Raw genomic sequence first — 14,118 nt, 5'->3', positions numbered from 1 at the left:
CCCCTCGGCGTTGCGCTCCTAGCGTGTGCGGACGCACACGCGTCGTCGCGCGCCTTGATGGACGGGCTTTGGCGAGCTTCGCGACCCCTTGCATAGTGTTAACAGGCCCTAGGCCCGCGGGCCTCGCTCCGGATAGACGAAACCGATCCGCGCATGCACCCCGCCCGCGTGCGCGAACGAGAGCCGGCCGAAAAGCCAGGCCAGCAGCAGGTTCCACAGCAGCGCGTTGGCAATCGCGGCGAGCGTGGCGGCGCCGTGCGCGGCCGGCCAGGTGATGTCGGGCAGGAACCCGCTGCCCCAGCCAACCGCAAGGAACAGGGCTGAGCCCATGCGCCGGCTCATGCTGCGGTAGTGCAGCGCGAGCGTCTCGCGGCAGGCATAGGGCTGCCGGTGCTGGCGCTGGTTGATGCGCGCGATGCTCGCCGCATTGACGAGCGCGACGATACCCAGCAGCGAGAACCAGAAGGCGGGATGGTCGCTGCGCGCATCGATCGCCAGCAGCGTGCCCACGAGCCAGAAGCTTGGTGCCATCGCTGTGGCCAGCAGCCACGAGGCCAACAGGCACGCCTGCCAGGGCGCGCGCCAGTGCAGGGCGCTGGGCGCGTCGGGGGCATCGGTCCAGGCGTGCGGGGCGGCCGAAGGCGCCCAGGCGGGCACCGCCGATGCCGCATCGCCCGGGGACAGCCAACGGCGTAAAGCCGCTTTCATCGTCATCTGATAGTGTTTTCGAGGATGTGGAGGGAGCTTCGGCGAGCTGCTCTCCTATAGACGGATGCGCGGACCCATTCCCGCAATCCGTCGGTGGCGGCGGCTGCCGCCCATCGTTCCTGCGCCGTCGGCCGTCAGACGAAAGAAAACACTCGGCCGCCAAGAATTTCGAAGATCGGTCTGCGGGTTTGCCAGTTGGTACTCGTCTAGAAAAACGGTCGCCCACGCCACGGTGCGTGCAGCCGGCCTGGTTTCGACATCCACTTCGGCAGGAATACTCATGAGCACACGCGGGGGCAGCGGCAGGGAACGGGCAGGGCAGGCGGGGGGCACGTCGTCATGGCGCCTGGCCCCGATGGCGCGGGCCATCGCGGTGCTGGTGGCGGCGGGCGGCATGATCGGCGGCGCGCACGCGCAGCGCGCCTTCAGCGCGGGCTGGATGGCGCAGAAGAACCTGAACCAGAGCACCGCGGTGCAGACGGGCCGGCTGGCCAACGGCATGGCGGCATCGGCCCTGACCAGCCCGCAGGCGCAGCAGCAGCGTGCCAACGAGCAGCTCGGCCGCTCGATCAACAACCTGAACCTGGCGGCACGCGGCATCGCGGCGCAGCAGGCCGCGCAGGCAGCCGCGCGCCGCGCCGCGGGCAACGATCCCTCGGTGCCCGACGGCCTGGCCGAGGGCGGCCTCGAGATCGACACCAACAGCCTCACCGCCGGTTGGCACAACGCCAATGCACCGGTGCAGACCCAGGTCGATGGCCGCACCAATGTCGCGATCCAACAGACCGGCGACAAGGCGATCCTCAACTGGGAGACCTTCAACGTCGGGCGCAACACCACGGTCGATTTCAAGCAGGACCCGAGCTGGGCCGTGCTCAACAAGGTCAACGATCCGCAGGCGCGGCCTTCGCAGATCCAGGGCCTGATCAAGGCCGACGGCACGGTGCTGATCGCCAACCGCAACGGCGTGGTGTTCTCGGGCACCAGCCAGGTCGACACGCGCAACCTCGTGGCCGCCGCGGCCAGGATCACCGACGAGCAGTTCCGCGGCGGCGGTGTGTACGGCAGCGATACCACCGCGAGCTTCACCGATGCGCTGGGCAAGGTCGAGGTGCAGGCCGGCGCGCAGATCAGCACACGCACGCCCCAGTCGGCCACGCAGGGCGGCGGCTACGTGATGCTGCTGGGCAGCGAGGTGCACAACGCCGGGCAGATCAGCACGCCGTCGGGCCAGACTGTGCTCGCCGCCGGCGACAGCTTCTTCATCCGCAAGGGCGTGGGCTCGACCGGCAACCAGCTCTCCACCACGCGCGGCAACGAGGTGACGCCCGCGTTCGCCCCCGACAGCCTGGCGGGCAAGGTCGTCAACAGCGGGTTGATCCAGGCGCCGCTGGGCGATGTCACGCTGACGGGACGCGAGGTGCGCCAGGACGGCGTGGTCCTGAGCAGCACCTCGGTCAACACCCGCGGCACGGTCCACCTGAAGGCGATCGGCGATGCCGGCACGGTGACCTTGGGCGCGGGCAGCACCACGGCGATCGTGCTGGACACCGGCAATGCCACCGCGCTCGACAGCCAGCGCGCGGGCCTGATGGCGCCGGTCATCGACAGCACGGGCGACATCGTCGCGGCCGGCAACGACCGCAGGGATCTCTCGCGCATCGAGATCGGCAGCGGCGGCACGGCCGACTTCGAGGGCGGCTCGCTGACGCTGGCCACCGGCGGCCAGGTGATGGTCGATGCGAAGCGGCGCAGCCTGGTGCGCGATGGCGCGCTCATCGACGTCTCGGGCGCCATCGGCGTCAAGGTCTCGATGGAGTCCAACAACGTCAAGGTCAACATCCAGGGCAACGAACAGCGCGATGCCCCGATCAACCGCGACGGCAAGAGCCTCAACAACAACGACGTCTGGATCGACCGCCGCAGCCTGGTCTTCGTGCCCAAGGGCACCAACGGCTATGCCAGCGACCGCTGGTACACGGCCGGCGGGCTGCTCGAGGTGTCGGGCTATCTGGGCACCCAGGGCCACACGGTGGGCGAATGGATGGCGCAGGGCGGCATCGTGCAGTTCTCGGGCAACGACGTCGTCACCCAGAGCGGCTCGCTGGTCAACCTGTCGGGCGGCACGCTCGATGTGCAGACCGGCTTTCTCAAGCAGAGCTGGCTCAAGGGTTCGGACGGCCGTCTCTACGAAGTGTCGAGGGCGCCGGGCGACCTGCTCTACAAGGGCCTGTACAAGGGCTTCGAGGACGAGCACGCGCGTTGGGGCAAGAACACCACCGACTATTTCTACAACCCGCTGATCGGTCCGCAGCGGCGATTGGAGAGCGGCTACACCGCGGGCCGGGATGCCGGCGTGCTGGTGATCGGCACGAAGAGCGCGGTGCTCGAGGGCGAGATCGCGGGCGACACCTTCCAGGGCAGCCGCCAGACGCAGGCGGCGCAGGCCGCGCTCGACGGCTACAACCAGTCGCAGCAGGCGGTGGCGCGCCGCGGCCAGCTGGTGGTGGGCAGCTACGTGCCCTACTACGTCAAGAGCAGCGGCAGCTGGGTGTACGGCCTGAGCGCCAATGCCGACACGCCGCAGAACGTGGTCATCGCCGAAGAGGCGCGCAAGATCGCCGCCGGCCTGGGCCTGGACGGCGTGCTGCCCGACGATCGCGGCACGACCTTGTACCTGGACAGCGCGCAGCTCAGCGGCTTCGAGCTCGGCGGCATCAGGATCGCCGCGGGCCGGCGCATCGCGGTGGAGGGCGCGCTGCAGATGGCGCCGGCCGGCGAGATCACGCTGTACGGGCCGCAGGTCGAGGTGAAGGCCGATCTCCGCAGCGCGGGCGGAACGATACGCCTCGGCAATGTGCTCGAGCAGGTCAGCGGCAACCTCCGCGTCGAAGACACCATCCTGGCGGCACCGAATGGCGTGACGGCCGGTGTCACCGTCGCGGATGGCGTCAAGGTCGACACGCAGGGCCTGTGGAGCAACCTGCTGAAGGACCCTGCGGACATCGCCGCGCTGCCGTACCGAAACGGCGGGCGCGTCTCGCTGCGCAGCACGGGCGATGTCACGCTGGCGCAGGGCTCGCTGATCGACGTGTCTTCGGGCGCGGCGATCATGAGCGATGCCAGTGTCAAGGGCGGCAAGGGCGGTGACATCACGTTGCAGGCTGGCCGTGGTGTCGCCAGTGCCGGCGCGGGCACCGAGCCCGTCGACGGGGTCCTGTCCCTGCAAGGGCAACTGCGCGCCCATGGGGTTGCAGGCGGCGGCACGCTGGATCTGCAGACGGCGCGGGTGCTGATCGGCGGCGCGCCCGATGCGCCCGCGGAGCCCGGGACACTGCGCCTGGACAGCGACTTCTTCACCCAGGGCTTCTCGGCCTACAAGGTCGTGGGCGAGCACGGGACGACAGTGGCCGACGGTGCGCAGGTCGAGGCGAGGATGCCGGTGTTTCGCCTCGTGGCGGGCGCCAAGGATCTGCCGACCGGCAGCCCGTCTTCCGCGGCGCTCGAGGTCTGGACACCGCCGTTGTACCAGGAGGATCCCACGGCGGGCGTGCTGACTCGGCGTGCCGGCGCCAGCCTGACCTTGCAGGCTGGAGATGCCGATACGACCGCGAGTTCGACCACGCTGCTAATCGGCCGCGATGCGCGCGTGGCCGTCGACCCCGGGCAGTCCATCGCGCTGCGCAGCGCTGGACAACTGACCGTGGACGGCCGGCTCGATGCCTGGGGCGGTCGCATCGAGCTGGGCAGCATTTCCGCGAAATTGAACGCCGACGAGGCCAAGGGGCTGTCGGCCTGGATCGGCGAGCATGCCGTGCTCGACGTGGCCGCGCGCGCCGCCACCGCGGTGGACGTGCAGGGGCGCCGCTATGGCCTGGTGGGCGATGGCGGGCAGATCGTGATCGGTGGCGAAGTCGATCCGCGCGATGGCAGCAGCACGGCCGTGGATCTGTTCGTGGTGCTGCGCGACGGCGCACTGCTCGATGCCTCGGGCGCCCAGGCGGTGCTCGACGTGCCGGGGCAGGGCCGCACGGCAGTTGCAAGCCATGGTGGCTCGATCTCGCTCGGTTCCACCCGGGGGCTCTACCTCGACGGCGAGATGCGCGCGCTGGCAGGCGGTGCGGGAGCGGCGGGCGGGCAGCTGTCGGTGAGCATCGCCAACTCCGGCGTCATTCCCGAAACGCCGGTGCCGCTGCGTCAGATCCGCGAACTGGTGCTGGGTCAGGGAAAGGCGCCGAGCGCGTTGGCCGCAGGCGTCGGCGCCGAAGAGGCCGCCGATCGGCTGCAGTACGGCCATGCGCGCCTGGGGGCCGACCAGGTCAGCACCGGGGGCTTCGATACCTTGACACTGCACAGCGGCGGCATGATCGCCTTCGATGGCGGCGTGTCCCTGTCGCTGGGTCAGGCGTTGAATCTCTATGCGGGCTCGCTGGGATGGATGGATGCCGCGGTTGCGGACAGCCGGGTGAAACTGGCCGCTCCCTCCATCCGTTTGGCAGCCTCGGCCCTGGCCGACAATCCTTCGGGCAGCCGTATCGATTGGCTGGGCATGCATTACGGTGATTCGCGGCTGAACGTTTCCGGTCAGCCCCTGATGGGCAGCCTGAGCCTGGAAGCCGGCCGCCTGCTCGAGGTGCGCGGTGGCAAGGGCCTCGGCAGCGGCGGCCAGCTGACGATCCCCGGCGCCACGAGCGCGGAGGACCAGACGGTCGACCGGCGCGGCATCGCGCAGATCGCACTGCGCAGCGGCGGGGATCTGCGCTTCGATTCGGGCACGCTCTACGCGCCGGGGGATCTGACCCTGGCCGCGGCGCAGATCTATCCGGTCGCCGGCGTCGAGGCGGCGGTCTATGCCGGTTGGCGCGGCAAGACCGCCGGCTTCGATTCCGAGCGCATCCTGACGCTGGCGCGCACCACCGACGAACTGCCCGAACTGCCGTATTCGGTGTTCGGCAGCCTCACGCTGGGCGCGGCCGTGATCGATCAGGGTGGCGTGCTGCGCGCGCCGCTGGGCGCGCTGAATCTCGGCGTGAACAAGGGCGGCGACGCGGGCAGCATCACGCGCGCCCTGAACCTGCTCGCGGGCAGCGAGACCTCCGCCAGCGCGGCGGGCCTGGTCATGCCCTATGGCGGTACGAACGACGGCGTGGCCTGGCAGTACGCCGGCGAGCAGGTCAAGCTGCAGGGCGTGGGCACGGCCGCCGTGGGCAGCGTGCGCCTGCTGGGCGAGCACGTGGACGTGCGCGAAGGCGCCACGATCGATCTGTCGGGCGGCGGCACGCTTGCGGGCGCGGGCTTCGTGTCGGGACGCGGCGGTTCCACCGATGCGCGTTTCAATCCGCTGGTGCAGATCAACGCGAAGGGCGGCTTCACGCTGCCGGGACTCGGCAGCAATCCGGTCTACGCGATCGTGCTCGGCAAGCAGGCCGGCCAGGCCCCGATCGGTGGTGAAGCCGGCGCGGTGGACCCGCTCGTGGGCCAGCAGATCACCATCGGCGCGGGCGTGCCCGGCCTGCCCGCGGGCACCTACACGCTGATGCCCTCGACCTATGCGCTGCTGCCGGGCGCCTTCCGCGTGGAGATCAATGGCGCGGGCGCAGCACGGGAACAGGGCGTGCCGACGGTGCCTATCGCGATGCGCAATCGCTCGTGGTCCACCGCGGGCCGCCTGTCGGTGGCGGGTACTTCCATTGGCGACAGCCTGGCCAGCCAGGTGATCCTGACACCGGCCGACGTGCTGCGCACCTACTCGCAGTACAACGAAACCTCCTACGCCGATTTCGTGCGCGCCGATGCCGCGCGGCTCGGCGTGCCGCGCGCCCAGTTCGAGGCGGATGCCAAGGCTCTGCTGCTCGAACTGGCCGACCGCACGGCGAACCGGCAGGAACTCAGCTTCCGGTTCGACGGCACGGTGCTCGGCAATCCGGCGAAGGACGGGTATGGCAGCACGCTGGCCGTGCTCGGCAGCACGATCGAGATCCTGGGTGATGGTGTCCCGGACATGGCGCACGGCGCCGCGTTGCGAGCCGCGGACCTTGGCAAGATCGACGTGAACCGGATCGCCATCGGCGGCATGCCGCTGGCGGTGTATGGCCAGGGCGGCAACTTCGTGCGCTTCAACGTCGGTGCTGCGCCCTCCCGCGGCATCGTCGTGCGCAGCGGCGCTGTACTCGCCGCGCCCGAAGTGATGCTGATCACCCAGGGCAATGCGGAAGTGAGCGCGCCGATCGAGATCGAGCGCGGCGCGGTCATCAGCACGCTGGGCCAGGGTGCTGCAGCCTATGACTCGGGCAACGGCTTCGTCTACCAGCCGGGCACGGCCAGCGTGGTGACGGTCTCCAACGGTCGCCTGCAGTGGCTGGCACCGGGAAAAACCGATACCGGATCGCCTGGTCCCATCCGCATCGGCACCTGCACCGTCGGCGACTGCACGGGAACGACCCGCCTGTATTCGGAAGGCAGCATCGCCTTCGCCACCGACAACGAATTCGAACTCGACAGCGCGGTACGCTACGGCACGCGCCACCTGAGCCTCGCGGTCGGTGCCTTCAATGTCGGCAGTCCCGAATCGCTGGCCGCAGCGAGCGCCCGCGGTGCGCTGGCCCCGGGTCTCGCACTCAATCAGCAGGTGATGGACCGCCTGCTGCAGGGCGACACCGAGGCCGGCGCGCCGGCGCTGGAGACGCTGGAACTGATCGCGGGCGGTTCGCTGAACTTCCTCGGCTCCGTGAGCCTGTCCACGCTGGACGCGAACGGCAAGTCGCGGCTGGACAACCTGATGCTGACCACGCCGGCCATCTATGGCTACGGCGGCGCCGGCGACACGGCCCGGATCCAGACCGGCCACCTGATCTGGAACGGCGCGGCCGGACAGCCCGGCGCGGTGGTGGCCGATGGCGCCGGCACGGGAAGCGGCAGCCTGGACCTGCAGGCCGAGCGCATCAGCTTCGGCTACGGCCCCTATGGCCAGCCCGATGGCATCAGCGCGCTCGACCGCCAGGTGCTGGGCTTCGCCAACGTCAACCTCGCGGCCAGCGAGCGCATCACAGCCAACAACAAGGGCACGCTGGCGGTCTACCAGCGGCAGGGCGAGTACGTGGCCGGCAAGGGCTACCAGTACAGCGGCGGCAACCTGAACATCGTCACGCCGCTGTTCACCGGCGAGGCGGGCTCGGTCAACCGCATCAAGGCGGGCGGAGCGATCTCCGTCACCGCGCCGGCCTCGGGCGCCGCCGATGCGGCACCGATCCAGGCGCTGGGTGCCGAACTGTCGCTGACGGCCGGCGGCGCGTTGAACCTCGACACCACCGTGGCGCTGCCCAGCGGCAAGCTCACGCTCACCGCCGAGACCGACCTCGTGCTGGGCCCGCGGGCGCGCCTCGACCTGGCGGGACGCAGCATCACCTTCTTCGACGACCCGGGCGCCACCCAGTACAGCTGGGGCGGCGATGCCACGCTGGAAAGCCGCCGCGGCAATATCCGCCAGGCCGCGGAGTCGGTCATCGATCTCTCGGCCGACAACAACCAGGCAGGCCGCCTGACCGCCATCGCGCTGGACGAGGCCGCGGGCCTGGTCGACCTGCAGGGAAGCATCCTCGGCGGCGCGAGCGGCCGCTACAACGCGGGCGGCACCCTGGTGCCCTACCTGGCCGGCGGCATCGAGCTGCGGGCCCAGCGCCTGGGCGGCGCCGGCAGCCTGGACCAGCAGTTCGCGGCGCTGAACCAGCGCCTGAACCTCGGCGAGGTGTTCGGACTGCGCAGCTTCCAGCTCAAGCAGGGCAGCCTGACCATCGGCAACGAGCTCAAGGCCAGCCAGGTCGAGGTCTCGGTGGACAACGGCCATCTCACGGTGGCGGGCACCGTCGATGCCAGCGGCGAGCGCGTCGGCAGCATCCGCCTGGCCGCGAAGCAGGGCCTGACATTGGCGGGCAGTGCCGTGCTCGACGCGCACGGCACGCAGCTGCGGCTGGACAGCTACGGCCAGATCATCGACAGCCCGAACCGGGCCATGGTCGAGCTCAATTCGGGCGACGGTTTGCTGACCTTGGCCGAAGGCGCGCGCATCGACCTGCGCCACGGCACCGACGATGCGCGGGTGAAGGCGCGTCCCGCGCTGTACGACGGCCGCGAGCGCGGTACGCTGGACCTGTATGCGCCGCGCATCGATGGCGCGGGCGGCGCGGGCACGAGCGGAGCGGCCACCTATGGCGATATCGCGATCGACGCGAGCGGTCGGCTCGACATCCGGGGCGCGCGGTCGATCGCGGTCAATGCCGTGCAGCGCTACGCCGACGCCGAGTACGGCCAAGTCAAGGGCCCGAACGGCCAGCCCGTGCTCGATGCCAACGGCAGGCCGGTGCTCGACCTGTCCGCCGATGGCCGGCCCTATCAGGTGATCGACCAGAAATACCTCGACGAAAAGCACGGCGACAGCACGGCATTCATCGGCAAGGCCCTGGCCAATGCCGACCTGCTGAACCGCAAGCTCGCGGGATTGAACAACGCGAGCTATCGCGACGCCTTCCATCTGCGGCCGGCCGTGGAGATCGTGAGTGCCACGCCCGATGGCGCGATGGTCGTCAGCGGCGATATCGACCTGTCGGGCTACCGCTATGCCAGCCTCAACCCGCATGTGCAGAAGACCGGCGTCTATGGTTCGGGCGAGCCGGGCGCGCTGGCGATCCGCGCGGGCGGCAACCTCTCCATCTACGGCAGCATCAACGACGGCTTCGCGCCGCCGCCCGATACGCCCGATGACAAGGGCTGGGTGCTGACGCCGGGCGTGCAGGCCTATGGCGGTGACGTGGTGGTGCCGGGGCCGGGCGTCACGCTCGCGGAAGGCACGCGCTTCGCGGGCGGCAAGGTGCTCAACTACGACCTGCCGATCCAGGGCCTGACGCTTCCGGCTGGCACCGTCGTGCCGGTGCAGGCGACGCTCAACGAGGCACTGGCACTGCCGGCCGGCACGGTGCTGCGCTCCGCGGTGCGCGATGCCGCGGGCAATGTGCTGTATCCCGCCGGCACGGTGTTGCAGCAGGGTGCGACCCTGCCTGCCGGCGCGCGCCTGGATGCCGGCAGCGTGCTGCCGGCGCAGGCCGCGTTGAAGGCAATGATCTGGCCGCGCGGCGTGCCGCTTCCGGGCCAGGTGGTGGTGCTGGCCGGCAACCTGGCCTTGCCGACGGGGGCGCTGATTCCGTCGATGACCGACGTGAAGCTGCCGGGCGATGCACTGTCGGTGCCGCTGCGCACGGTGACCGATGGCCGCATGGGACGCAACTGGGCGGTGGCGGCCATGCTGCCCGAAGGCTCGCTGTCTTGGTCGCTGCGCCTCGTGGCCGGAGCGGATACCGCTGCGGCCGACACCCGGACCGTGCAGCCGGGAACCGAGGCCGGCCTGGTGCTGGCCGATACGCACTACAGCCTGTACGAGCAGCGCAAGAAGACGCTTGTTCCGGGCACGCCGGGCACGCCGGCGCAGCCGGGTGGAAAGTGGTACTGGGACGCGCTTGGTGCGGAGGTCTTCGGTTTCGAACCCAATACGCCGGTTCCGGCTGACTTCGAATCGATCTGTGTTGAAGCGGGCATGTGTGTGCGAGTCCGCTACGTCTGGGATGCCCTGGGAGCGGAGGTGTTCGGTTTCAAGGAAGGTGCGCCTGTTCCGGTCGATTTCCAGTCGATTTGTCTGGATCCGGGTATGTGCATCTCGCTCGGTGAGCCGACGCCCGAGATTCCTGGAACGCCGGATCGGGTCGTCGTCGGCGAGGTGATCAAGGTCCACCCGCTTGCACAGAATTTCAGTGTGCTTCGCACCGGGACCGGCGATCTGGACCTGATCGCCGGTGGCGATGTCGCCACGCATTCGCTCTACGGCATCTACACGGCGGGGACATCCACCGCTTCGCGCGCCGGTGGCGAGGCCGGTGCCTTCAACCGGGCGCGCGGCAAGGCGGCCGACAGCACCTACCTCGGCACCAAGAATTCGGCCATACCGCCCGAGGGTCTGCCGTCGGCGGGTTCGATCTACGAATCGCTGGTCGACGGCAAGACGAACAGCACCTACGCCGCCTGGTATCCCGACGGCGGTGGCAACCTGCTGCTGCGCGCGGGAGGCGATCTGAGGGGAGATCTGCTCGCAAGCTATGAGCCTGGGTTTCCCGGTCAGGAGTTGCGTGCCCAACGCAGCAGCGCCGACATCGGCAATTGGCTATGGCGCCAGGCCAGCGGCGGCACGGCCGGCGTGGACCCGATCCCCACCGCCTGGTGGATCAATTTCGGGACCTATGTGCCAGGAACGGCGGTGAAGAACTCCAACTACATCCTGGACCCCACGGATATCCCGGAGGTGGCCGCGATCCCGGAATTGGTCGGCTTCACCGGCATCGGCACCTTGGGGGGCGGCAACCTGAACATCGAGGTGGGTGGCAATGCCGGCCTGACCTCGCGTCGCGGCGGCGATGCCGGTGCGAGGCCGCGCAGCGAAGGCTTGGCGCTGGCCGTGGGGAGCACCGGGCGGGTGACCGCCGATGGTCGCCTGATGCTCACGGGAGGGGGCGACCTGCAACTGCGCATCGGCGGCAACCTGAATGCCGGATTGCAGGCACGTGCCGCTACCTCCGACGGCAACCCCAACGCGGCTGTCGACCTTTACCGCACGCAGGACCTGAATCTCAATGGCGTGCTGGCCAATCTGCGCGGCGCCGTGCAGATGCAGGCCGGTGAGTTGGGAGGCATCGCGCTGACGTACTACCGCAGCGGTCCTCCCGACGCCGATGCCCGCGAGGTTCGTGCCTACGATCCCTACACGGCCACGCTCGGTACCGCAACAGGCGGTCTGGTGTTGAAGCTGGGCGATGCGACCGCGACGCTGGACACCCGAGGGGACCTGGTCGTGGCGGGCAGTGGTGATCCGGGACGCGCGCCGCTGCCGTACCTGCTGCCCTACACCTTCGATGGCACGCGCTACGAATCGGGCGGCCAAGGCTGGTTCTCGCTGTGGACCAACAACACCGCCATCAACCTGATGTCTGGCGGCGGGGATCTCACGCCCGTAACGCCGGTGGTGAAGGCTGCCGAAGGCACGCCACGGCGCGACTTCGACGCGACGGACGGCCGGCTGGTCTACCCATCGCAGCTCAATGCAGTGGCTGCCTCGGGCAGCTTGTTCCTGCGGGGAGATTCGTCGCAGGGTCAATCGCTCTTGCTCGCGCCGTCCGCCAATGCCGGACTGAGTCTTCTGGCGGGAGACTCCATCTATGCCGGGGGTTATGTGGTGAGTCTGTCCGGGGCCGGCACCGACGCTTTGCCTACGCCTTCGAAGCCCGCCTTCGCGGCCTTCCAGTTGAAGGACAACGCCCCGACCATGGCACCGCACAACTTGGCGGACGATGCCGTCTATCCGGATTTTTCGTCGGGTGGCAGGTACCCGCTGTTCGTCTTCGGTCCGGATACGGCAGCAGCCGCCATCCGCCAGACCGTGGCGCCAGCGCGGCTGTACGCGAGGGACGGCGACATCCTCGGCCTCGAGAGTGGCGGAATCCTGGCGTTCACCAGCGGCGGACGCATCGGGCAGACGTGGTACGAGGGATCGGGGCCGGTCTGGATGCGGGCCGGGCGGGACATCGTCCGCTCCGGGTCCGTGCTGGGCCAGACACCCGCGAACCTTCCGCGCGAATTGCTGGAGACCGCCTCGGGCCCCGGCACCGGTGGCACCCGAACCGGCAACCTCTTCGTCCACAACGACCCCACCGACGTCTCCATCGTCCAGGCCGGCCGCGACATCCTCTATAGCAGCTTCGATGTCGCCGGCCCCGGCACGCTCGAGATCAGCGCGGGCCGCAACATCCTGATGGCGGGGCAGGTCGGACAGACCCTGCAAGGCGTGCCCGTGTACGGCGAGACCGCCGTGCGCAGCATCGGCCAGGTGGTGCCCGGCGACGCACGGCCCGGCGCGGGCATCGTGATGCAGGCCGGCCTGGGCAGCCAGGGCGCCGACTACGCCGGCTTCCTGCGGCGCTATCTCGACCCGGCGAACCTCGCGGACAGCGGCGCCTCGCTGGCCAGCCAGCCGGGCAAGGTGCCCTATGTCTACAGCCGCAAGCTGACCCTGGCCGACTGGCTGCGCGAGGTGCATGGCTTCACGGGCGAGGACAAGGACGCGCCGGCCTTCCTCGACCAGCTGCAGGCCCGCCGCGACGCCGACAGCAGCCTGCCCAAGCGCATCCTGCGCAACGACTACCGCGCTGCGAGCCAGCTGCACCTGGTGAACTGGCTGGAGGACCGCTACGGCTACGACGGCTCGGAAGACGCGCTGACGGTCTTCAACCGGCTCTCGCCCGAGCAGCAGCGCGTCTATGCGCGCGGCGTGTACTTCGCCGAGCTCAAGGCCGGCGGCCGCGAATACAACGAGGCCGGCAACGCCCGCGAGGGCAGCTACCTGCGCGGGCGCAATGCAATCGCCGCGCTGTTCCCCACGGCCGATGCGCAGGCGCGGCCCATCGTCTACCAGGGCGGCATCACGATGTACGGCGCGGCCGGGGTCAACACCCTGTTCGGCGGCGACATCGAGACGCTGACGCCGGGCGGCAGCCAGATCTTCGGTGTCGAGGGCCAGGCGCCGGTGGCGCTGCCGGGCGTCGTGCCGGGGCTCGTGACGCAGGGCGCGGGCAACATCCATCTCTACGCGCTCGACGACATCCTGCTCGGCCAGAGCCGGATCATGACCACCTTCGGCGGCAGCATCCTCGCCTGGTCGGCCGAGGGCGACATCAACGCGGGCCGCGGCTCGAAGACCACGGTGGTCTACACGCCGCCCAAGCGCGAGTACGACACGTGGGGCAACGTGACGCTGTCCTCCGACGTGCCGAGCACGGGCGCGGGCATCGCGACGCTGGCGCCGATCGCGGAAGTGCCGGCCGGCGACATCGACCTGATCGCGCCGCTGGGCACCATCGACGCGGGCGAAGCCGGCATCCGGGTCTCGGGCGACGTCAACATCGCGGCGCTGCACGTGGTGAACGCCGACAACATCGTGAGCCAGGGCAAGTCGACCGGCATCCCGGTGGTCGCGGCGGTCAACGTCGCGGCGCTGACCAACGCCAGCGCGGCGGCCTCCACCGCGGTCGCGGCCGCTCAGGACGCGATGCAGCGCGAGCGCGCCGTGGCGCGGCAGAACCTGCCGTCGGTGTTCACGGTGCGCGTGCTGGGCTTCGGCAACGAGCCGGCCGAAGAGGGCAAGCAGGCACCGCCGCCGCCGCGCGCCGGCCTGCAGGGCAAGGCACCGATCCCCTACGACCCGCGCAGCTTCGTGCAGATCGCGGCGCACGGCGATGCCTTCGACCCGGCCGTGATGTCGAAGCTGACCGAGGCCGAGCAGCGCGAGCTGCGCCGAGGCAAGTAGCAGTCGGTCGCCCA

General features: G+C 69.8%; 2 protein-coding genes. One reads left to right on the top strand and one right to left on the bottom strand.

Annotated elements, in window-relative coordinates; all coding sequences use genetic code 11:
* Positions 1-108: 108 nt before the first annotated feature.
* The gene (locus tag AC07PU_RS36585) at positions 109-708 is read right to left on the bottom strand and encodes a hypothetical protein (protein WP_495322944.1); all 600 of its coding nucleotides are present in this window, start codon (positions 706-708) and stop codon (positions 109-111) included.
* A 355-nt stretch (positions 709-1,063) separates the two neighbouring features.
* Between AC07PU_RS36585 and AC07PU_RS36580 the strand changes: the two genes are divergently transcribed.
* Entirely contained in the window at positions 1,064-14,104 is a 13,041-nt protein-coding gene (locus AC07PU_RS36580) for a putative filamentous hemagglutinin family protein (RefSeq protein ID WP_495322943.1), read from the top strand.
* Positions 14,105-14,118 lie beyond the last annotated feature (14 nt).

This window comes from Variovorax sp. GW821-FHT10D07 (assembly GCF_059415325.1).
This window is presented reverse-complemented; position numbering and strand designations above follow the sequence as displayed.